This is a genomic window from Pseudomonas trivialis, assembly GCF_036864995.1.
Classification (GTDB): Bacteria; Pseudomonadota; Gammaproteobacteria; order Pseudomonadales; family Pseudomonadaceae; genus Aquipseudomonas; species Aquipseudomonas trivialis.
Map to the genome: position 1 here is coordinate 2311562 of NZ_CP142151.1, position 21279 is coordinate 2332840.

The window sequence follows — 21279 nt, forward strand, 5'->3', positions numbered from 1 at the left end:
GCCCAGGAACTGGTTGAACCAGCCGGCGAGGATCGCGGTTTCGTCCTTGCCCTGCACCTTGAGCTGGCGTGTGAGGTCGCCTTCACCTTCGGCGATTTCCTGCAGGCCGTCGGCCACGCCACGAATCGGGCGCACGATCACTCGGGCGAAACTGGCGCCGACGATGGCGAAGACAATCGCGAGGGCGGCCGCAATGGCGGCGATCAACCAGGTGAGACGGGTGGCGTCGGCCATCACTTCGTCACGTTTGATCAGGCCGATAAAGCGCCAGCCCAGGTCTTTGGAGCTGACCACGTTGGCCATGTAGGGCACGCCGTCGATCTCGACCTGAGTCACGCCGTCGCCGCGCTTGGACAGCTGCGCGTAGTTGGGGCCCAGCTCGACCAGGGGCTTGAAGTTGTGTTTGGCATCGCTGGGGTCGACCAGCACGTTGCCATTGGCCTCCACCAGCATCAGGTAGCCGCTGTCGCCCAGCTTGATATTGCGCACCAGTTCGGTGAGCTGCTTGAGTGACACGTCCAGGCCGACCACGCCGAGGATCTTGCCGGTGGCATCGGCGACGGTGTGCACCGTGCCGATCAGCGTCACATCGTCCGGCGCCCAGTAATAGGCGCCCGTGCGCACGGTGGTGCCTGGCGCGGCGACGGCGGCCTGGTACCAGGGACGCAGGCGCGGGTCGTAGTTGCTGATCTTGGGGTCATCCGGCCAGCTGGCGTAGCCGCCGTCGCTCAAGCCCAGGGACAGGTAGGCGGTGCTGGCATGGCTTTTGGCGAACTGGTCGAAAATCGCCAGCAGTTCCTGGTTGGTCGGGGTCAGCGGGAGTTTCGCCGCGTCGGCGCCCACGTAGCTCTTGAGATCCCTGGCCGCGACCATGCGCGGGTCCTTGGCCAAGTAGTCGACGTTCTGACTGATGCCGTCGAAAAACTGCTTCATGCCATTGTCGATCTGACGGATTTCGCGGCCGCTGCTGTCGAGGAAATTGGCCTTGGCCCCCTCGCGCACGTTCATTACGACCAACACCGCGACAAGGATCACCGGCACGCACGCGATAGCCGCGAACGCCCAGGTCAGCTTCTGCTTGATATTCATGACTTCACCCGCGGATATTTATAGTTTTGGCAAGGGGAAACGCTAGCGCTGAATGTCGCATGGGTTGTTTTGAGGGGAGATTGCCATGCGTACCCCCGGTTTATCGACCGAGGGGGCATTCACTTGAGGGGAGGGCGTGATCAGCCGATGGTGGTATCGGCGAGGGTGTCACGGCGCATCGATTGCAGGTTTTTCTCGATGGTTTCGCAAATGGCTTCCATCTGGATCTGGTGTTCGCTGGAGCGGAACGGGCTTTGCAGGTCGGTGCCAATGCGTTCGATGGCCAGCAGCATAAAGCCCACCACGGTGGAGGCCAGCGGTGTGAACCAACCCAGGGATTCCACCAGGCCCACCGGCACGATCAGGCAGAACAGCGAGATAAACAGCCGTGGAAAGTATACGTAGGGGTAGGGCAGTGGCGTATTGGCGATGCGCTCCATGCCGCCCTGAGCGTTGGACAGATCGACCATCGTTGATTCGATCCGCGCCAGGCGAATGCTGTCCAGGTGCCCGGCCTTGTATTCGCGCGACAGAATCGCTGCGGAGCCGGTGAGAATGTCATTGGCAAAGTTGTTGGTGGCGCCATTGCGCGCGAACTCTTCGGCGGGAATGAACGCACGGACCTCATCGGGGCACGGCTCGCCCCTCAGGTGAGCGGCCAGGCAGTTGACGTAGGCCACATGCCGGCGCAACAAGGTGGACTTGATCGGGTTCACTTCACTGCCGGGGTCATCAAGCAGGGTCAGCACCTGGCGCGCGAAGCTGCGCGAGTTGTTGACCATCGCCCCCCACAGCGTGCGTGCCTCCCACCAGCGGTTGTAGGCGCTGCTGTTGCGAAAGCTGATCAGCACGATCAACGCCGAACCCAGCAGCGTGAGCGGCATCAGCGGCAGGTTGACCTTGGCGTTGAGGAACAGCATGAAGTCCACCGTCACGGCGATATCCCACAGCAATAGCCAGAACAGGGACCAGCCCACGTAGCCCATGGTCTTGATGATCAGGCGGTATTTTTTGAGGATGGCGGCTTTCAAATGAGGACCTCGCGGCGGGGCGGTGAGCGACTATGCTCTAGCTCGGACGCCAGCTTGCGGGGAAGGTTCGGCGCGGGACTGAATCGGTTAAGCCACTTAGGCTGTTTCGGAACAATTTTGGTAAAGACGCGGTCCGCTTGTTTAATCACTATAGATTGCGCTCAAAGCAAAACGCCATTATCGGTACTGCAATTGAGATCAGTGCATCCAAGTTGTTTGATCAGGGCTTTTTCTCATGTGTGGCAGTTCGTTGAAGTTGGCGATGGAAGAGTCGGTGCAAGCGTTTGAGCAGCATGTAGAGTTTGACGCTTGCATGCGTATTCATTACAAGATGTTACTGGGGACCTATTCAAAAAGAGCATTTTTTTATAAGACGGCTTTGAAGTTCAACCGTTTGATGGTGTCGTTTACGTTGTTCAGCACCTATTTTTCCAAACCGGTACCGTTACTGTCCGAGGTCAAAGAGTTTTGTGTGGCGCGCGGCTTTTCTTCCCGGAACAGTCTTGAGTCGATATTCCTGCTGTTTCGCGCATTGGGCTTCATGAAGGTGGCGGGGCACCCCGATGACAGCCGTCTGCGGGTATTCGGCCCGTCGCCCCAGGCCTGTCAGGAGGTCAGGTTACTGCTCAGGTCGGTGGTGGAACCGACGCAGCTGATGTGCGCCGGGCAGGACATTTTTGCGGGCGTGGAGCAGTTGGACGATCACGCCTACCTGTCCCGTTATTTCAAGGGTTATGCGACCCTGCTCGGCAATGACCTGTCGATTGATCTGCTGCTGCCTGACTGTTATTGGCTGGTCAAGCGCGATGCCGGGCATATGTTGATGCTGGCGATTTATAACGATGCCTGTGCACCGGATAATCCGGGGGCAAGTTTCCGGGTGTCCTCCTATTTGTCTATCGCCGAACAACTGTCCGTGTCCAAGACCCATGTTATTCGCCTGGTGCAGGAAGGCGCTGATCGAGGGTATTTCAAGGTGCATTCGAAAACCCAATTGGAAGTACTGCCGTCCTTTATAAACCTGGTTCGAAGATTCATGGCGTATTCATTTGCCACTTGCTTGCACAGTCTTAAACTGAGTCATGTCAGCCGCACATAGACCGCCAGCGCACGGGGAGTCAAGGGATGCCGAATAACGTGAAACTCAGGCCGCGCATGCAACGTCTGTTGTCTCCGGCGGTGACTCAGGCCGAACTTATCGGCATCATCGCCTGGCTGGGCGTGTTGCTGGCCGGGCCTTTGAAGGCGTCCGGTGTGGCAGAGGGGCTGATCACACTGGGCCTGCTGCTGGTGTGCGGCTACCACCGTGTGGCCACCAACTTTTTCGTCTGGCGTGTGCTGGGTGTGGTGTACATGGTGTTGCTGTGCGTCGGTTTCTTCCATGTGATCGGCGCCAACCTGGAGCTGCGCGTGTTTGCCTTGCCGCTGGCGGTGACCCTGGTGGTCAGCAGCGCGCTGCTGTTTATCTCGGTACAGGACTTTTTGCTCTGCGCGGCGCTGGTGTGGGCGGTGATGTGGCCGATCCTCTCCGAGTCGTTCTATGAGGGCGCGCAGGTTTATCTGTTCATCTTCTGCGCGGCGTCGGTGTCGATCGGGTTCATCCTGAGTTTTTCCTACCTGAAGAACCTGCGTTCCGTGCTGCTGGTGGAAAGCGAGTTTCGTGTGTTGGCGCAGACGGACTACCTCACCTCCATTCTCAACCGGCGCGCACTCATGGAGAGTTTCGCCAAGTTGATCGCTGCGGGGGAGAGCGGCTATTTCCTGATGCTGGACATTGACAGTTTCAAGCTCAAGAACGACCAGTTCGGCCACGATGTCGGCGACCGGATTTTGTGCGCCATGGCCGATTGCCTCAAGGCCACGCCCGGCAGCCACAGTTTCGGTCGCATCGGCGGTGAGGAATTCGGCGTATTGCTGGTGGGGGACGACCCTTCAGTGGGCAGTGCGTTTGCGTTGCGTCTGCTGCACAACATTCGCTGCAGTGTTGCGCCGCCCCATCATTACACCTGCAGCGCGGGCATGACCGGCTTCGCGGCGGGAGCGGACATGTCGACGGTGCTCAAGAATGCCGACCGCAACCTGTATATGGCCAAACGCAACGGCAAGGACTGTGTCTATCTGGATGGCGCGCCGGTGCGGGAGCAGTGCGGTGACGCGGACACTCGCGTCACCACCAGGGCCTGACTCAGCCCTGGGCCAGGATGCTCGCCAGCAGCCCGGGAAAGCGCGTCTCCAGTTCCTCGCGGCGCAGCGAGTTCATGTGAGTGGTGCCGACGCTGCGGGTGTGCACCAGCCCGGCGTCACGCAGCACGCGGAAATGGTGGGACATGCTCGACTTGGGCCGCCCGCCGTCCAGTTCGCCGCAGGAGGCCTCCGGCACGCCGGCCAGGCAGCGCACGATATCCAGGCGCACGGGATCACTCAGGGCATACAGCAGGCGCTCGAGTGTGAGGTCTTGCAGGGCAGGGTGTTTGAAGGCTCGCATGGCGGCGGATGATAACAGGGGGGTAGCGCCGAATACCATAGTTCGATTACCATCGAACTATCGAATTACCCACTTCACTTCTGGAGTTTCCCGATGACTGCACTGTTCGAACCGTTCACGCTCAAGGATGTGACACTGCGCAATCGCATTGCGATCCCTCCAATGTGCCAATACAGCGCCGATGACGGCATGGTTAATGATTGGCACCTCGTGCACCTGGCCAGCATGGCCCGTGGCGGTGCCGGGTTGCTGGTGGTCGAGGCCACCGCAGTGTCACCGGAAGGGCGCATCACGCCAGGCTGCGCCGGTATCTGGAGCGATGCCCACGCCCAGGCTTTCGTGCCGATGGTCAAGGCGATCAAGGCCGCCGGGGCCGTGCCGGGCATCCAGATCGCCCACGCCGGCCGCAAGGCCAGCGCCAACCGCCCGTGGGAAGGCGATGACCACATGCCACCCTCCGACCCGCGTAGCTGGGAAACCATCGCGCCTTCGGCGATTGCCTTTGGTGCCAACCTGCCCAACGTTCCGCGCGCCATGACCCTGGACGACATTGCCCGCGTCAGGCAGGACTTCGTCGACGCCGCGCGCCGCGCCCGTGACGCCGGCTTTGAGTGGATCGAGCTGCATTTCGCCCATGGCTATCTGGGCCAGAGCTTCTTCTCCGAGCATTCCAACCAGCGTACCGACGCCTACGGCGGCAGCTTCGACAATCGCAGCCGTTTCCTTCTGGAAACCCTGGCCGCCGTGCGTGAAGTCTGGCCGGAAAACCTGCCGCTGACTGCGCGTTTCGGCGTGATCGAATACGACGGCCGCGACGAGCAGACCCTCACCGAATCCATCGAGCTGGCCCGCCGCTTCAAGGCCGGTGGCCTGGATTTGCTCAGCGTCAGCGTGGGTTTCACCATTCCTGACACCAACATCCCATGGGGCCCGGCTTTCCTTGGGTCGGTGGCTGAGCGCGTACGCCGCGAAGCCGGCATTGCGGTGACTTCGGCCTGGGGCTTCGGCACGCCGGACCTGGCTGAAGCTGCCTTGCAAAATGGTCAGTTGGACCTGGTCTCGGTCGGCCGCGCGCACCTGGCAGACCCGCACTGGGCGTACTTTGCCGCCAAGGAACTGGGTGTGGAAAATGCCTCGTGGACCTTGCCCGCGCCTTACGCGCATTGGCTGGAACGCTATCGCTGAGGCGAGCTGTACCGCTGCATGAGCCACTCGATCGAGTGGCTTTTTTTTGCGTGGATTTTATTTGGTAGCACCTTTGATACAAAGTGGACACAAGAAAAATAACAAATGAGAATACATGTCAAACGAGAATGCATTGATATACCATGCGCCTCGAAATTGGCAGGGATGCCGCCCCATCTGGCTTTTTACTAGGTTCGTTATCCATGCGTCGTACCCTGATTTCCATCTGTGTGCTTCAGGCGTTTTCTCCGTTCACCTGGGCAGAAGATGCTCCCGCCGACAAGGCCAGTATCGAGCTGAAAGCCACCAACGTGACCGGCGCGGCCGACTACGAAACCGCGCAGGGGCCGGTCAAGGGCTACCGCGCCACCCGTTCGGCCAGTGCGACGCGTACCGATACCTCGATTCATGAAACCCCGCAGTCCATCAGCGTGGTGCCCAAGGATGTGGTCGAAGACATCGGCGCCACGCGCCTGCAGGAAGCCCTCGACTATGCCGGCGGTGTGGGTCGGGCGAACAACTTTGGCGGTCAGGGCCTCACCAACTTCACCGTGCGCGGCTTTACCACTGCCGAGTTCTACCGCAACGGTTTCCCGATCAACCGTGGCTACCCGGCCATGCCGGACGCCAACACCATCGAACGCCTGGAAGTGCTGCGTGGGCCGGCGACCATGCTCTACGGCCGCGGCGATCCCGGCGGCACCTTCAACGTGGTTTCCAAGCAGCCCTTGGCCGAACGCACCGTCACCCTCGGCAGCCAGCTCGATGACCAGGGCATGAAGCGCGGCACCCTCGATGCGTCCGGCCCGCTGGATGAAGAAGGCCGTCTGGCCTACCGCCTGAACGTGGTGGGCGAGGGCGGCGACACCTTCCGCGACCACGTATCCACCGAACGCTACGGCGTGGCCCCGGTGCTGACCTGGCAGGCCAACGACGCCACCAAGGTGATCTTCGAAGGCGACTTCATCCGCAACAATCACCCTCTGGATCGTGGCCTGACCCGCTTCGCCAACCAGCGCAGCACGCCGTCGCGCGATACCTTCTGGGGCGAAAAATACGCCGGTGACCTGCACAACGACAACAACATGGCCCAGCTGCGTTTCGAGCACATGCTCAACGACAACTGGACCCTCGGCGGCGGTGTCCAGTGGCTGGACGGCACCATGAAGGGCGACGGCGTCGAGGCGAACAACGCCTCCAGCCTGGGCGCCGACGGCCGCACCCTGCAACGCAATTTCAACTACCGCAAGCTGGAATGGACCGACCAGGACTACCAGCTCAACCTGACCGGGCACTTCTCCACCGGCGGTTTCGAACACACGCTGCTGACCGGTGTCGAGTACGAAGACTACGACTACAAGTCGATCATCCAGCGTTCCAGCGCGGCCATGGGTACGTTCCCCATCGACATCTTCAATCCGGTCTACGGCCAGCCGCGTCCGGCGCTGACCCGCACCCCCACCCACGACAAGGAAAACCTCAAGACCTACGCCGCCTTCGTCCAGGACCAGGTGGCGTTGACCGAACGCCTGCGCGTGTTGGCCGGTGCGCGCTTCGAGCGTTTCGAGCATCAGTACACGTCCTATGTGCCTGGCGTGAGACCCTGGGACGCGGCCGACAACGCCGTCACCCCTCGGGTCGGCATCATGTATGACCTGACCGACACCGTAGCCCTGTACGCCGATGCCGCGCGTTCGTTCAAACCCAACACCGGAGCCAGCCGCCTGGGTGGCGGGTTCGATCCGGAGCAGGGCAAGTCCTATGAGATGGGGCTCAAGTGGGAGGCGCTGGAACAGTTGAGCGTTGACGCGGCGATCTACCAGATCGAGAAGAAAAACGTGCAGGGCATCGACCCGCTCGACTCAGCCTTCAACGTTGCGACGGGCCAGGTGCGCAGTCGCGGGTTTGACCTCAACGTGGCCGGCAACCTGACGCCGCAATGGCGAGTGATCGGCGGCTATGCCTACGTGGATGCCGCCGTCACCAAGGACACCACGGTGCGCACCGGCACACGCCTGGCCAACATCCCACGCAACAGCTTCAGCCTGCTCAACGTGTATGAGTTCCAGGACGGCACGCTCAAGGGGCTGGGGCTGGGCGCAGGCGGCAAATACGTCGCTGAGCGCGCCGGGCAGACCAGCAACTCGACGTTCACCATGGGCTCCTACACCGTGGTCGACCTGCTCGGTTACTACAAGGTCAACGAAAAGGTCAGGCTGAACCTGGACGTGAAGAACCTGTTCAACAAGGAGTATGAAGAGGGCTCGTTCCTGAACTTCTATGCGTATCCGGGTGAACCACGCACCGTGCAGGTGGGGATCTCCTACACCCTCTGACCCTGAGCTATCCCTATGACGAACGGGCTTGCTGTGGCAAGCCCGCTCGCCACAACAGGACCGCCCCCCACAGGACCGGGTTGAAGATTCGGGGAAGCCGCTTTAGAGCGGCGTCAACACGTTCATCACCGTATCCAGCGCCACACGGGTGTCATCCAGTTGCACCAGCGAGGCGTGCCGTGCGCCCAGGGCGTCGCGGTTCTGGATCGCGGTGAGGATCGCCTTGTGCCGGGGCAGGCTCAGGCCCTGGATATCCGGGCGGCGGTTGGTGATGTTGATCGATTCGCGCAACGGCAGCGACAGCATGTTGCACATGTAGGCGAGGAGGTCGTTGCGCGTGGCGTCGGCGATGGCGCGGTGAAAGTCCAGGTCGGCCTGCAACAGCTGTTCGTGGGTTTTCGCGGTTTCCATGCCCAGGTAGGCCTGCTCGATGCCGGCGATGTCTTCGTCGGTGGCAGTGGTCGCGGCCATCGCGGCGATTTCCGGTTCGAGGATGCGCCGCACGCCGGCCAGCGTGTTGAAAAACTCACTGTGGGGCGTGGACTGCATCAACCAGGACAGCACGTCCGGGTCGAGCAGATGCCACTTCAGCCGGGGCCGCACCACCGCGCCGACCCGGGGCTTGGAATACACCAGCCCCTTGGCGCTCAGCACCCGGGTGGCCTCGCGCAGGACCGAACGGCTGACCTTGTATTCCTCGCACAGCGTGGCTTCCATGGGCAGCCGTTCTTCGGGCTTGAAGCGACCGGAAACGATGTGCATGCCCAAGTCCTGAACGATCTGGGCATGCATGCTTTTGCGCGGCTTGGGCGGCTGGTGATCCATAACGACAGGCAGGCTCTGGCTTAGATTCGGCGCATCATAGCATCCCGATTAATGGGAATGCCGTGGGACTTCCGCGCCGCGGCAACCCACCAGAAAGTCGAAGTCGCAGCCCTGGTCCGCCTGCAGAACATGGTCGATGTACAGCTGGCGATAGCCGCCGACGATCAGGTTCTGCACAGGCTTGAGGTCAGCCATGCGCGCTGCCAGCTCGGCCTCGGAGATGTCCAGGTGCAGGCGGCCATTGGCGCAGTCCAGTTCGATCCAGTCACCTTCCTGCACCGTGGCCAGCGGCCCGCCCGCAGCGGCTTCAGGGGCCACGTGCAACACCACCGTGCCGTACGCGGTGCCGCTCATGCGTGCATCGGAAATACGCACCATGTCCGTCACGCCCTTGGCCAGCAGCTTGGCCGGCAGGCCCATGTTGCCCACCTCGGCCATGCCTGGATACCCCTTGGGCCCGCAGTTCTTCATTACCAGGATCGAGTTGGCATCCACGTCCAGCTCCGGGTCGTTGATGCGCGCCTTGTACATGTCGAAGTTCTCGAACACCACAGCACGGCCGCGATGCTGCATCAACTCGGCACTCGCCGCCGAGGGCTTGAGCACCGCACCCAGCGGCGCCAGGTTACCCCGCAGCACGCAAATGCCGCCGTCGGCGCGGATCGGGTTGTCGAGGGTACGGATCACTTCGTCCTGGCCGTAGATCGGCGAGTCCTTGGTGTTTTCGCCCAGGGACTTGCCGTTGACGGTGAGAGCGTTCGGGTGCGGGATCAGATTGGCTTCACCCAGACGGCGCAGCACCGCCGGCAGGCCGCCGGCGTAGTAGAACTCTTCCATCAGGAAGCGCCCCGACGGCTGCAGGTCGACAATGGTCGGCATGCCCCGGCCGATGCGGGTCCAGTCGTCCAGGTCGAGCTCCACACCGATGCGCCCGGCAATGGCCTTCAAGTGAATCACCGCATTGGTCGAACCGCCGATGGCCGCGTTGACGCGAATTGCGTTTTCAAACGCTTCCTTGGTAAGGATCTTCGACAACCGCAAGTCTTCGCGCACCATCTCCACCGCGCGCATGCCGGACATGTGCGCCAGCACATAGCGCCGCGAATCCACCGCTGGAATCGCCGCGTTGTGCGGCAGTGAAGTGCCCAGCGCCTCGGCCATGCAGGCCATGGTCGAGGCGGTGCCCATGGTGTTGCAGGTGCCCGCCGAGCGCGACATGCCGGCCTCGGCCGCGAGGAAATCATCGAGGGTAATGGTGCCGGCCTTGACCTGTTCACTGAGCTGCCACACCACGGTGCCCGAGCCGATGTCCTGACCCTTGTGCTTGCCGTTGAGCATCGGTCCGCCGGTGACCACGATGGCCGGCACGTCACAACTGGCGGCGCCCATCAGCAGCGCCGGGGTGGTCTTGTCGCAACCGGTCAGCAGCACCACGCCGTCAATCGGGTTGCCGCGAATGGCTTCTTCCACGTCCATGCTCGCCAGGTTGCGCGTGAGCATGGCGGTGGGGCGCAGGTTTGATTCGCCATTGGAGAACACCGGAAACTCCACCGGGAAGCCACCGGCCTCGATCACGCCGCGTTTGACATGCTCGGCAATCTGGCGGAAATGCGCGTTGCACGGGGTCAGCTCCGACCAGGTATTGCAGATACCGATGATCGGCTTGCCATGGAACTGATGGTCGGCAATGCCCTGATTCTTCATCCAGCTGCGGTACATGAAGCCGTTTTTGTCGGCAGTACCAAACCACTGGGCGGAGCGTAGGCCGGGCTTTTTATCAGACATGATCGATTCTCTTATTGTATGACTATATGTTCTATCTGCGGCTAAACATAAGCGCAAATTCGCAGCTTTGGAAGTGTTGTTTTGCAAATAGTCCTACTATATAGTCAGCCTCAACTGAGGTATGACCCTGACGCTTTTTCGTCAGAGGCGTCCCCGAGCTTCTATAAGAACAACAATCGGAGATCGACCCCCATGAGCCAGGAACTGCGGCTTATTCGGCGTATCACGCTGAAACTGATTCCCTTCCTGATCCTGCTGTACCTGATTGCCTACGTGGACCGTTCCGCCGTGGGCTTTGCCAAGCTGCACATGGGCGCCGATGTGGGTATTGGCGATGCAGCCTATGGCCTGGGCGCCGGGCTGTTCTTCATTGGCTACTTCCTGTTCGAGATTCCCAGCAACTTGATGCTCGACCGCTTCGGCGCGCGGCGCTGGTTCGCGCGCATCATGATCACCTGGGGCGTCATCACCATCGGCATGGCCTTCGTGCAAGGTCCGCACAGCTTCTATGTGATGCGCTTTCTGCTCGGCGCGGCGGAGGCGGGTTTCTTTCCCGGGGTGCTCTATTACATTACCCAGTGGTTCCCGGTGCGCCATCGCGGCAAGATACTCGGGCTGTTCATCCTGTCCCAGCCGATTGCGATGATGATCACCGGCCCCGTCTCCGGCGGCCTGCTCGGCATGGACGGCATCCTCGGCCTGCACGGCTGGCAATGGCTGTTCATCGTGATCGGCACCCCGGCGATCCTGCTCACCTGGCCGGTGCTGCGCTACCTGCCGGACGGCCCGCAGCAGGTCAAATGGATGAGCGAGGACGAAAAAGCCTGGCTCAGCGGCGAGCTGCACAAAGACCTGCAAGCCTACGGCCAGACCCGTCACGGCAACCCGCTGCACGCCCTCAAGGACACGCGCGTGTTGCTGCTGGCGCTGTTCTATCTGCCGGTGACCCTGAGCATCTACGGCCTGGGCCTGTGGCTGCCGACCCTGATCAAGCAGTTCGGCGGCAGCGACCTCACCACCGGTTTCATCTCGGCCGTGCCCTATCTGTTCGGCATCATCGGTCTGCTGCTGATTCCGCGCAGTTCCGACCGTTTGAATGATCGCTATGGCCACCTCGCCGTGCTTTATGTGCTGGGCGCCACCGGCCTGTTCTTCAGCGCGTGGCTGAGTGCGCCGGTGCTGCAGATGGCCGCGCTGTGCCTGGCGGCGTTCGCGATGTTTTCCTGCACGGCAGTCTTCTGGACCTTGCCGGGGCGTTTCTTTGCCGGCGCGAGTGCGGCGGCGGGCATTGCGCTGATCAACTCGGTGGGCAACCTCGGTGGCTATATCGGCCCGTTCGTGATCGGCGCGCTGAAGGAATACACCGGTAATCTGGCGTCGGGCCTGTATTTTTTGTCTGCGGTGATGCTCTTCGGGCTGGTATTGACCCTGGTGGTCTATCGTCTGCTCGAGCGCCGGCATGTACTGCCTGCCGACCAGTTCGCCGCCAGCGCCCGTGGCGCCACACGTACTTAACTCAGGAGAACAGATATGCGTTTAGTCCAGTTCGAATTGCGCAACGGTGAGCGTCGCGTCGGTGTTGTCGATGGCGACACGTTGCGTGAAGTGCAGGGCGCCCACAGCGTGCGCGAATTGGCCCTGGCGGCCATCGACACAGGCGTGGGCCTGGCGCAGCAGGTCGAGCGCCTGGGCCTGGGCGACCGCCATGATTACCCGGCGCTGCTCGCCGACCTGAAGATCCTGCCGCCGCTGGACCACCCGGACCCGGCGCATATGCTGATCAGCGGCACCGGCCTGACCCACCTGGGCAGCGCCTCGGCGCGCGACAAGATGCACCAGCAGGTCGGCGACGAAGGCGCGATGACCGACACCATGCGCATCTTCAAATGGGGCGTGGAGGGCGGCAAACCCGCAGCCGGCCAGGCGGGCGTGCAGCCAGAGTGGTTCTACAAGGGCGACGGCAGCACCGTGGTGCGCCCGGGCGAGGCCTTCCCGGTGCCGCCGTTCGCCGAAGACGCCGGCGAAGAACCGGAGATCGGCGGCCTGTACGTCATCGGCCCCGACAGCAAGCCGTATCGCCTGGGGTTTGCGGTGGGCAACGAGTTCTCCGACCACATCATGGAGCGCAAGAACTACCTCTACCTGGCCCATTCCAAACTGCGCAGTTGCAGCTACGGCCCGGAGCTGCGCGTGGGCGAGCTGCCCCAGCACCTGGCCGGCACCAGCCGCATCCTGCGCAACGGCGAAGAAATCTGGCGGAACGAATTCCTCAGCGGTGAGGCCAATATGTGCCACAGCCTGGAAAACCTCGAATACCACCACTTCAAGTACCGTCAGTTCCTCAAGCCCGGCGACGTGCACATTCATTTCTTCGGCACCGCCACGCTGTCATTCGCCGACGGTATACGTACCCAGCCCGGCGATGTGTTCGAGATCAGCCAGGCCGAATTCGGCGCGCCGCTGGTCAACCGAGTCGGCAGCAGTGCCGCGGCATTCGAACCCGGCAACGTCATCACCCTTTAAAGGAGACCTCACCATGACCCAGTTCCTCGGCCACAATTACATCGGCGGCCAGCGCAGCGCCAACGGCAGCGTCAAGCTGCACAGCGTCGACGCGACCACCGGCGAGGCCTTGCCCCAGGATTTCTACCAGGCCACCCCTGAAGAGGTCGACGCCGCCGCCCTGGCCGCCGCCCAGGCTTACCCGGCTTACCGTGCGTTGAGCGCCGCGCGCCGTGCGCAGTTTCTCGATGCCATCGCCGATGAACTGGACGGGTTGAGCGACAACTTCATTGAGCTGGTATGCCGCGAAACCGCATTGCCGGCCGCGCGTATCAAGGGCGAGCGCGGGCGCACCAGCGGCCAGATGCGCCTGTTCGCCACGGTGCTGCGCCGAGGTGATTTCTACGGTGCGCGTATCGACAAGGCGCTGCCGGACCGTCAGCCCATGCCGCGCCCGGACCTGCGTCAATACCGCATCGGCCTCGGCCCGGTCGCGGTGTTCGGGGCAAGCAACTTCCCACTGGCATTCTCCACCGCCGGCGGCGACACCGCCGCAGCGCTGGCCGCCGGTTGCCCGGTGGTGTTCAAGGCCCACAGCGGCCACATGGCCACGGCCGAGCAGGTGGCCAACGCGATCATCCGTGCGGCCGAGGCCACCGAGATGCCGGCCGGTGTGTTCAATATGATCTTCGGCGGTGGCGTCGGCGAAGCCCTGGTCAAGCACCCGGCGATCCAGGCCGTGGGCTTTACCGGTTCGCTCAAGGGCGGCCGCGCACTGTGCGACATGGCGGCGGCGCGTGCGCAACCGATCCCGGTGTTTGCCGAGATGTCGAGCATCAACCCGGTGATCGTGCTGCCCCAGGCCCTCGCAGCCCGCGCCGAAACCGTCGCCCGCGACCTGACCGCCTCGGTGGTGCAGGGGTGCGGCCAGTTCTGCACCAACCCGGGCCTGGTGATCGGCATTGCGTCGCCGGCCTTTACCGCATTCACTCAGCAGGTGGCGCAGTTGATCGGTGAACAACCGGCGCAAACCATGCTCAATGCCGGCACCCTCGGCAGCTACGGCAAGGGCCTGGAAAAACTCCTGGCACACCCCGGCATCCAGCATCTGGCAGGCACTGCGCAGGCCGGCAATCAAGCCCAACCGCAGTTGTTCAAGGCCGATGCGCAGTTGCTGATCGACGGCGATGAAGTCCTGCAGGAAGAAGTGTTCGGCCCCACCACAGTGTTTGTCGAAGTCGCTGACCAGGCACATCTCAGCGCCGCGCTGCACGGCCTGCACGGTCAACTGACGGCGACGGTGATCGGCGAGCCGGGCGACCTGCAACAGTTCGCCGAGCTCACGCCCCTGCTGGAACAGAAAGTCGGGCGCATCCTGCTCAACGGCTACCCGACCGGCGTGGAAGTGTGCGATTCGATGGTGCACGGCGGCCCGTACCCGGCGACGTCCGATGCCCGTGGCACCTCGGTCGGCACCCTGGCCATCGACCGCTTCCTGCGCCCGGTGTGTTTCCAGAACTACCCTGACAGCCTGCTGCCCGACGCGCTGAAGAATGCCAACCCGCTGCGTATCCAGCGGCTGGTGGACGGCACGCCGTCGCGCGAGGCGCTGTAAACAACCCGGATCAGGAGGCGTCATGTCGTTTATCGCCGTTACCCCGCACCGTGCGCAGTTGGGCGAGGGGCCGTTCTGGGACGCGCCCACCCAGGCGCTGTACTGGGTGAATATCGCCGGCAAACAGGCCCTGCGCCTGATGGGCGGGCAACTGCAGGTGTGGCAATTGCCCGAGCACGTCTCGGCGTTTATCCCGTGCGATAGCGGCGACGCGCTGGTGACCTTGAGCAGTGGCGTGTATCGCCTGGACCTGGTCACCCAAGCGCTGACCCTGCTGTGCGTGGCCGACCCGCAGGCGGGCAACCGTGGCAATGAAGCGCGCTGCGATGCCCAGGGCCGGCTGTGGCTGGGCACCATGCAGAATAATATCGGCGAGCAGGGTGAAGACCTGCCCATCACCCGGCGTTCCGGCGGGCTATTTCGCATCGATGCCGATGCGACGGTCACGCCGCTGCTGAGCGGGTTGGGCATTCCCAACACCTTGCTGTGGAGCGACGACGGCCGCCAGGTGCATTTTGGCGACAGCATGGACGCCACGCTGTATCGGCATGGCATCCAGGCGGACGGTCAGCTTGAGCCGCCGCAGCTGTGGTTCGGCCCGCATGCGCGCGGCGGGCCCGACGGCTCGGCCATGGACGCCGACGGCTATATCTGGAACGCGCGTTGGGACGGCAGCTGCCTGCTGCGCCTGACGCCTGCCGGGGAGGTCGACCGCATCGTCGAGCTGCCCGTCAGTCGCCCCACCAGTTGCGTGTTCGGCGGGCCGGACCTCACCACGCTGTACATCACCAGTGCCGCCAGCCCCTTGGGCCATCCGCTGGATGGGGCGGTGCTGGCCATGGAGGTCGACGTGGCAGGCAAGCCCTGTCACCGCTTTGCCGGATAAGCCTTAAAAACGAACATTCAAAAACAACAACAAGGAGTCACCCTATGAATCGTCGTCGTGGTTTGCGTTCCCTGTGCTGCGCCGCTGTCGCGGTGTCGGCCATGAGCCTGAGCGGCCTGCTGCTGGCTGCTGAAGAAGTAAAAATCGGCTTCCTGGTCAAACAGGCCGAAGAACCCTGGTTCCAGACCGAGTGGGCCTTCGCCGAAAAAGCCGGCAAGGAACACGGCTTCACCGTGATCAAGATCGCCGTGCCCGATGGCGAGAAAACCCTCTCGGCCATCGACAGCCTGGCCGCCAACGGCGCCAAGGGCTTTGTGATCTGCCCGCCGGACGTGTCCCTCGGCCCGGCCATCGTCGCCAAGGCCAAGGCCAACGGCCTCAAGGTGATTGCTGTGGACGACCGTTTCGTCGACGCCAAGGGCGCGTTCATGGAAGACGTGCCGTACCTGGGCATGGCCGCGTTCGAAGTGGGCCAGAAGCAGGGCGCCGCGATGGCCGCCGAAGCGAAAAAACGTGGCTGGGACTGGAAGGACACCTACGCGGTGATCAACACCTTCAACGAGCTCGACACCGGTAAAAAACGCACCGACGGTTCGATCAAATCCCTCGAAGAAGCCGGCATTCCCAAGGACCACATCCTCACTGCCGCACTGAAAACCCTCGACGTTCCGGGCAGCATGGACGCCACCAACTCGGCGCTGGTCAAGCTGCCCAGCGGCGCGAAAAACCTGATCATCGGCGGCATGAACGACAACACCGTGCTCGGCGGCGTGCGCGCCACGGAAAGCGCCGGGTTTGCGGCGGCCAACGTGATCGGCATCGGCATCAACGGCACCGACGCCATCGGCGAATTGAAGAAAGCCAACAGCGGTTTCTTCGGCTCGATGCTGCCCAGCCCGCACATCGAAGGCTACAACACGGCGCTGATGATGTACGAGTGGGTCACCAAGGGCACCGAACCGCCGAAATACACGGCGATGGACGAAGTGACGCTGATCACCCGGGAAAACTTCAAGGAAGAACTGACCAAAATCGGGCTGTGGAAATGAGTGCGGCCGCCCTGCGTTTTGAGGGTATCGGCAAAACCTTTCCCGGGGTCAAGGCGCTGGACGGCATCTGCTTTACCGCCCAGCCGGGGCAGGTGCATGCGCTGATGGGCGAGAACGGCGCGGGCAAGTCGACGCTGCTGAAAATTCTTGGCGGCGCCTACATTCCCAGCAGTGGCTCGGTACAGATCGGCGCGCAGACCATGGCGTTCAAATGCGCCGCTGACAGCATTGCCAGCGGTGTGGCGGTGATCCACCAGGAACTGCACCTGGTGCCGGAAATGAGCGTGGCGGAGAACCTGTTCCTCGGGCACCTGCCGTCGCGCTTCGGCGTGGTCAACGGCGGCCTGCTGCGCCAGCAGGCGCTGGCCTGCCTTAAGGGCCTGGCCGATGAAATCGACCCGGACGAGAAGCTCGGCCGCCTGTCCCTGGGCCAGCGCCAACTGGTGGAAATTGCCAAGGCGCTGTCCCGTGGTGCCCATGTGATCGCCTTCGATGAACCCACCAGCAGCCTCTCGGCGCGGGAAATCGACCGGCTGATGGCGATCATCGCGCGCCTGCGCGATGAGGGCAAAGTGGTGCTCTACGTGTCGCACCGCATGGAAGAGGTGTTCCGCATCTGCGACGCGGTCACGGTGTTCAAGGACGGGCGCTACGTGCGCACGTTCGAGGACATGAGCGCGCTGACCCACGACCAGTTGGTGACCTGCATGGTCGGGCGCGATATCCAGGACATCTACGACTACCGCCCGCGCGAGCACGGTGAGGTGGCGCTCAAGGTCGACGGGCTGCTCGGCCCGGGCTTGCGTGAGCCGGTCAGCTTCGAGGTGCGCAAGGGCGAGATCCTCGGGCTGTTCGGGCTGGTGGGGGCAGGGCGCACCGAGCTGTTTCGGCTGCTCTCCGGGCTGGAGCGCAGCACCGCAGGGCAGCTGGAGCTGTGCGGCGAAACCCTGCACCTGCGCTCACCGCGCGATGCCATCGACGCCGGCGTGCTGCTGTGCCCGGAAGACCGCAAGAAGGAAGGCATCATCCCGCTGTCCAGCGTGGCGGAAAACATCAACATCAGCGCCCGTGGCGCCCATGCCTCGTTTGGCTGGCTGCTGCGCGAGAAGTGGGAGAAGGGCAACGCCGGCCAGCAGATCCAGGCGATGAAGGTGAAGACGCCCAACGCCGAGCAGAAAATCATGTACCTGTCCGGCGGCAATCAGCAGAAGGCCATTCTGGGCCGCTGGCTGTCGATGCCGATGAAGGTGCTGCTGCTCGATGAGCCGACGCGGGGCATCGACATCGGCGCCAAGTCGGAGATCTACCAGATCATCCACAACCTGGCCGCCAGCGGCATTGCGGTGATCGTAGTGTCCAGTGACCTGATGGAAGTGATGGGGATTTCCGACCGCATCCTGGTGCTGTGCGAAGGCGCCCTGCGCGGCGAACAACGGCGTGAACACGCCACTGAATCCAACTTGCTGCAGCTGGCCTTGCCGCGCGGCCCGGCCCACTGAGAGACGACTATGACGACCCAAGACAACGCGCTGCCCAAAGCGCGCAAACCCCTGGACCTGCGCGCGCTGCTGGATAACTGGGCGATGCTGCTGGCGGCCGTGAGCATCTTCGTGCTGTGCGCCTTGCTCATCGACAACTTCCTCTCGCCGCTGAACATGCGCGGCCTGGGCCTGGCGATTTCCACGGTAGGCATCGCCGCCTGCACCATGCTGTTCTGCCTGGCCTCGGGGCACTTCGATTTATCGGTGGGCTCGGTGATCGCCTGTGCCGGCGTGGTGGCGGCCATTGTGATGCGCGACACCGACAGCGTGATGCTGGGCATCGGCGCCGCCCTGGGGATGGGCCTGCTGGTGGGGCTGATCAACGGCATCGTGATCGCCAAGCTGCGGGTCAATGCGTTGATCACCACGCTGGCGACCATGCAGATTGTGCGTGGCCTGGCCTATATCTTTGCCGACGGCAAAGCGGTGGGCGTGTCCCAGGATCAGTTCTTCATCTTCGGCAACGGCCAGTTGCTGGGCGTGCCGGTGCCGATCCTGATCACCATCGTGTGCTTCGTGTTCTTCGGCTGGCTGCTCAACTACACCACCTACGGGCGCAACACCATGGCCATCGGCGGCAACCCGGAAGCGGCGCTGCTGGCGGGGGTCAATGTTGACCGCACGAAGATCATCATCTTCGCCGTGCACGGCCTGATCGGCGCCCTGGCCGGGGTGATCCTCGCCTCGCGCATGACCTCGGGCCAGCCGATGATCGGCCAGGGTTTCGAGCTGACAGTGATTTCCGCCTGCGTGCTGGGCGGGGTGTCGCTGAGCGGCGGCATCGGCATGATCCGCCACGTGATTGCCGGGGTGCTGATTCTGGCGATCATCGAAAACGCGATGAACCTGAAGAACATCGACACGTTTTATCAATACGTGATCCGCGGCTCGATCCTGTTGCTGGCGGTGGTCATCGACCGCATGAAGCAACGCTGACCTCAAGCCATATGAGCAACCCAATCTGGGAGGGGCTTGCCCCCTCCCACAGTTTCAATCGGCGGAGGGTTTGCAGCCAGTGTTCGTCCTGGATTCCACGACCATGAAGCAACGCTGACCTCAAGCTATATGGGCAAACCAATGTGGGAGGGGGCTTGCTCCCGATAGCGGTGCATCAGTTGGCATATCAATAGCTGACCCACCGCCATCGGGAGCAAGCCCCCTCCCACAGTTTCAATCGGCGGAGGGTTTGCAGCCAGTGTTCTTCCTGGACTCCACGACCATGAAGCAACGCTGACCTCAAGCCATATGGGCAACCCAATGTGGGAAGGGGCTTGCTCCCGATAGCGGTGCATCAGTTGGCATATCAATAGGCGACCCACCGCCATCGGGAGCAAGCCCCTCCCACAGTTTCAATCGGTGGAGGGTTTGCAGCCAGTGTTCTTCCTGGACTCCACGACCATGAAGCAACGCTGACCTCAAGCCATATGGGCAACCCAATGTGGGAAGGGGCTTGCTCCCGATAGCGGTGCATCAGTTGGCATATCAATAGGCGACCCACCGCCATCGGGAGCAAGCCCCTCCCACAGTTTCAATCGGTGGAGGGTTTGCAGCCAGTGTTCGTCCTGGATTCCACGACCATGAAGCAACGCTGACCTCAAGCCATATGGGCAACCCAATGTGGGAGGGGGCTTGCTCCCGATAGCGGTGCATCAGTTGGCATATCAATAGCTGACCCACCGCCATCGGGAGCAAGCCCCCTCCCACAGTTTCAATCGGCGGAGAATTTGAAGATTGTGTTCTGGGTGTAGGTCTGCCCCGGGTTCAAGCGGGTCGAGGCAAAGTTGGGCTGGTTGGGCGCATCTGGAAAATGCTGGGTCTCCAGGGTAAACCCGCTCCAGTGCAGGTACGTCTTGCCAGCCTTGCCCTTCACTGAACCATCGAGGAAGTTGCTGGTGTAGAACTGCACTCCCGGCTCGCTGGTGTAGAGCTGCAGACGGCGGCCCGACTCGGGGTCATGCACCTCGGCAGCCAGTTGCTTGACGTCGCCCTTGGTATCCAGCGCCCAGTTGAAGTCGAACCCGCCTTGCTTGGGCTCGGCGAACTTGAGCTGCGGGTGATCGTCCTTGATGTGCTGGCCGATAGGCGTAGGTTTGAGGAAGTCCATCGGCGTGCCCGCCACCGGTGCCAGTTCGCCGGTCGGAATCAGTGTGGCATTCACCGGCGTGTAGTGGCTGGCGTGCAGAGTGGCGACCTGCTTGAGGATGTCACCATTGCCCGCGCCGGCCAGGTTGAAGTAGCTGTGGTTGGTGAGGTTGAGCACCGTGGGTTTGTCGGTGGTCGCCTTGTAGTCGATGTGCAGTTCGTTTTTGTCATTGAGGCGGTAGGTGACTTCGGTCTTCAGATTGCCGGGGAAGCCCATTTCGCCATCCTTGGACAGGTAGGTGAGGGTGACGCCCACCGAGTCCTTGTCCTTGACCTGCGCGGCTTTCCATACGTGCTTGTCGAAGCCCTGGGCGCCGCCATGCAGCGAGTTGGGGCCATCGTTGAGCGGCACCTGGAAGCGCTTGCCGTCGAGTTCAAAGGCGCCGCCGGCCAGGCGGTTGCCGAAACGGCCGATGGTCGCGCCAAAGAACGCGGTGCCGGCCTGATAGCCTTGCACGTCATCAAACCCGAGCACCACGTCCTCGACCTTGCCGTGCTTGTCCGGCACCTTCAACGACTGCAACACGCCGCCGTAGGTGATGACCGTGGCTTGCATGCCGTGGCTGTTGCGCAGGATGTACTGTTCGACGGGCGTGCCGTCGTTGGTCTTGCCGAACAGCTTGTGCTCGCTGCTCAGGCCGGCTGCCTGGGCGCCGCCACTGGCAACCAGCATGGACAGGGCGAGGCCGGAGAGCAGGTATCGAGGGTGCTTCATGGTCGAACTTCCTTTTGTTGTTTTGAGTGGAATAGTTCTACTAATAGCGATATTTTGTCGGTGCGACAGCGAATTTATAGCCTTTAACGCCGA

The 21279-nt window shown here is 62.5% G+C and carries 16 protein-coding genes and 1 pseudogene; 11 read left to right on the top strand and 6 right to left on the bottom strand.

All coding sequences use genetic code 11. From position 1 onward, the window contains the following. Positions 1-6: 6 nt before the first annotated feature. Together VRB54_RS24545 and VRB54_RS10250 are read right to left on the bottom strand one after the other, a co-directional pair. Positions 7-1089: pseudogene (locus VRB54_RS24545) on the bottom strand (HAMP domain-containing protein); the annotation flags it as partial. Between the two features lie 140 nt (positions 1090-1229). Beyond that, complete coding sequence (locus VRB54_RS10250) at positions 1230-2120, bottom strand: bestrophin family protein (protein WP_338480689.1); 891 nt, start codon at positions 2118-2120, stop codon at positions 1230-1232. Positions 2121-2382: 262 nt separating this feature from the next. Between VRB54_RS10250 and VRB54_RS10255 the strand changes: the two genes are divergently transcribed. Together VRB54_RS10255 and VRB54_RS10260 are read left to right on the top strand one after the other, a co-directional pair. Further along, complete coding sequence (locus VRB54_RS10255) at positions 2383-3219, top strand: hypothetical protein (RefSeq protein WP_338480690.1); 837 nt, start codon at positions 2383-2385, stop codon at positions 3217-3219. 26 nt (positions 3220-3245) lie between these two features. Next, a complete protein-coding gene (locus VRB54_RS10260; protein WP_338480691.1) occupies positions 3246-4304 on the top strand; it encodes a GGDEF domain-containing protein in 1059 nt (352 codons plus the stop codon). Between the two features lies 1 nt (position 4305). On the opposite strand, the gene VRB54_RS10265 is transcribed toward VRB54_RS10260, so the two are convergent. Continuing rightward, positions 4306-4605: an ArsR/SmtB family transcription factor gene (locus tag VRB54_RS10265; RefSeq protein WP_209981353.1), complete on the bottom strand. Its 300-nt coding sequence runs from the start codon at positions 4603-4605 to the stop codon at positions 4306-4308. A 93-nt stretch (positions 4606-4698) separates the two neighbouring features. On the opposite strand from VRB54_RS10265, the gene VRB54_RS10270 reads away from it, so the two are divergent. Next, positions 4699-5790, top strand: a complete 1092-nt coding sequence (locus VRB54_RS10270) for an NADH:flavin oxidoreductase/NADH oxidase (RefSeq protein ID WP_338480692.1) — start codon at positions 4699-4701, stop codon at positions 5788-5790. Positions 5791-5993: 203 nt separating this feature from the next. Beyond that, complete coding sequence (locus tag VRB54_RS10275) at positions 5994-8126, top strand: TonB-dependent receptor (RefSeq protein ID WP_338480693.1); 2133 nt, start codon at positions 5994-5996, stop codon at positions 8124-8126. 102 nt (positions 8127-8228) lie between these two features. On the opposite strand, the gene VRB54_RS10280 is transcribed toward VRB54_RS10275, so the two are convergent. Further along, positions 8229-8951, bottom strand: a complete 723-nt coding sequence (locus VRB54_RS10280; RefSeq protein WP_338480694.1) for a FadR/GntR family transcriptional regulator — start codon at positions 8949-8951, stop codon at positions 8229-8231. A gap of 48 nt (positions 8952-8999) precedes the next feature. Then, a complete protein-coding gene (locus tag VRB54_RS10285) occupies positions 9000-10736 on the bottom strand; it encodes an IlvD/Edd family dehydratase (protein WP_338480695.1) in 1737 nt (578 codons plus the stop codon). A 192-nt stretch (positions 10737-10928) separates the two neighbouring features. Between VRB54_RS10285 and VRB54_RS10290 the strand changes: the two genes are divergently transcribed. The 7 genes from VRB54_RS10290 to araH are packed head-to-tail and all read left to right on the top strand — an operon-like array spanning position 10929 to position 19265. Then, positions 10929-12251, top strand: a complete 1323-nt coding sequence (locus VRB54_RS10290) for an MFS transporter (RefSeq protein WP_338480696.1) — start codon at positions 10929-10931, stop codon at positions 12249-12251. Between the two features lie 15 nt (positions 12252-12266). Beyond that, entirely contained in the window at positions 12267-13259 is a 993-nt protein-coding gene (gene araD1 / locus VRB54_RS10295) for an AraD1 family protein (RefSeq protein ID WP_338480697.1), read from the top strand. A gap of 13 nt (positions 13260-13272) precedes the next feature. Continuing rightward, entirely contained in the window at positions 13273-14853 is a 1581-nt protein-coding gene (locus tag VRB54_RS10300; RefSeq protein WP_338480698.1) for an aldehyde dehydrogenase (NADP(+)), read from the top strand. Between the two features lie 22 nt (positions 14854-14875). Beyond that, entirely contained in the window at positions 14876-15739 is an 864-nt protein-coding gene (locus tag VRB54_RS10305) for an SMP-30/gluconolactonase/LRE family protein (protein WP_338480699.1), read from the top strand. 44 nt (positions 15740-15783) lie between these two features. Further along, positions 15784-16788, top strand: a complete 1005-nt coding sequence (locus tag VRB54_RS10310; protein ID WP_015372308.1) for a substrate-binding domain-containing protein — start codon at positions 15784-15786, stop codon at positions 16786-16788. Next, on the top strand, positions 16785-18287 hold the full coding sequence (gene araG, locus VRB54_RS10315) for an L-arabinose ABC transporter ATP-binding protein AraG (RefSeq protein ID WP_338478196.1): 1503 nt from the start codon (positions 16785-16787) through the stop codon (positions 18285-18287). Before VRB54_RS10310 ends, araG begins: the two co-directional genes overlap by 4 nt. Before the next feature lie 9 nt (positions 18288-18296). Then, positions 18297-19265 (top strand): L-arabinose ABC transporter permease AraH, encoded by a 969-nt coding sequence (gene araH / locus VRB54_RS10320; RefSeq protein WP_069665466.1) that lies wholly within the window; start codon positions 18297-18299, stop codon positions 19263-19265. A 772-nt stretch (positions 19266-20037) separates the two neighbouring features. Here araH and VRB54_RS10325 read toward each other — a convergent pair. Further along, on the bottom strand, positions 20038-21186 hold the full coding sequence (locus tag VRB54_RS10325) for an aldose epimerase family protein (RefSeq protein WP_338480700.1): 1149 nt from the start codon (positions 21184-21186) through the stop codon (positions 20038-20040). Positions 21187-21279: the final 93 nt, after the last annotated feature.

Bases quoted from the DNA above. Each gene is read 5' to 3' on its own strand.
- araG (WP_338478196.1), top strand. From the start codon at position 16,785: ATGAGTGCGGCCGCCCTGCGTTTTGAGGGTATCGGCAAAACCTTTCCC.
- VRB54_RS10305 (WP_338480699.1), top strand. From the start codon at position 14,876: ATGTCGTTTATCGCCGTTACCCCGCACCGTGCGCAGTTGGGCGAGGGG.
- VRB54_RS10265 (WP_209981353.1), bottom strand. From the start codon at position 4,605: ATGCGAGCCTTCAAACACCCTGCCCTGCAAGACCTCACACTCGAGCGC.
- VRB54_RS10285 (WP_338480695.1), bottom strand. From the start codon at position 10,736: ATGTCTGATAAAAAGCCCGGCCTACGCTCCGCCCAGTGGTTTGGTACT.
- VRB54_RS10275 (WP_338480693.1), top strand. From the start codon at position 5,994: ATGCGTCGTACCCTGATTTCCATCTGTGTGCTTCAGGCGTTTTCTCCG.
- VRB54_RS10255 (WP_338480690.1), top strand. From the start codon at position 2,383: ATGGAAGAGTCGGTGCAAGCGTTTGAGCAGCATGTAGAGTTTGACGCT.
- VRB54_RS10260 (WP_338480691.1), top strand. From the start codon at position 3,246: ATGCCGAATAACGTGAAACTCAGGCCGCGCATGCAACGTCTGTTGTCT.
- VRB54_RS10300 (WP_338480698.1), top strand. From the start codon at position 13,273: ATGACCCAGTTCCTCGGCCACAATTACATCGGCGGCCAGCGCAGCGCC.
- VRB54_RS10280 (WP_338480694.1), bottom strand. From the start codon at position 8,951: ATGGATCACCAGCCGCCCAAGCCGCGCAAAAGCATGCATGCCCAGATC.
- VRB54_RS10310 (WP_015372308.1), top strand. From the start codon at position 15,784: ATGAATCGTCGTCGTGGTTTGCGTTCCCTGTGCTGCGCCGCTGTCGCG.
- VRB54_RS10270 (WP_338480692.1), top strand. From the start codon at position 4,699: ATGACTGCACTGTTCGAACCGTTCACGCTCAAGGATGTGACACTGCGC.
- araH (WP_069665466.1), top strand. From the start codon at position 18,297: ATGACGACCCAAGACAACGCGCTGCCCAAAGCGCGCAAACCCCTGGAC.
- VRB54_RS10290 (WP_338480696.1), top strand. From the start codon at position 10,929: ATGAGCCAGGAACTGCGGCTTATTCGGCGTATCACGCTGAAACTGATT.
- VRB54_RS10325 (WP_338480700.1), bottom strand. From the start codon at position 21,186: ATGAAGCACCCTCGATACCTGCTCTCCGGCCTCGCCCTGTCCATGCTG.
- araD1 (WP_338480697.1), top strand. From the start codon at position 12,267: ATGCGTTTAGTCCAGTTCGAATTGCGCAACGGTGAGCGTCGCGTCGGT.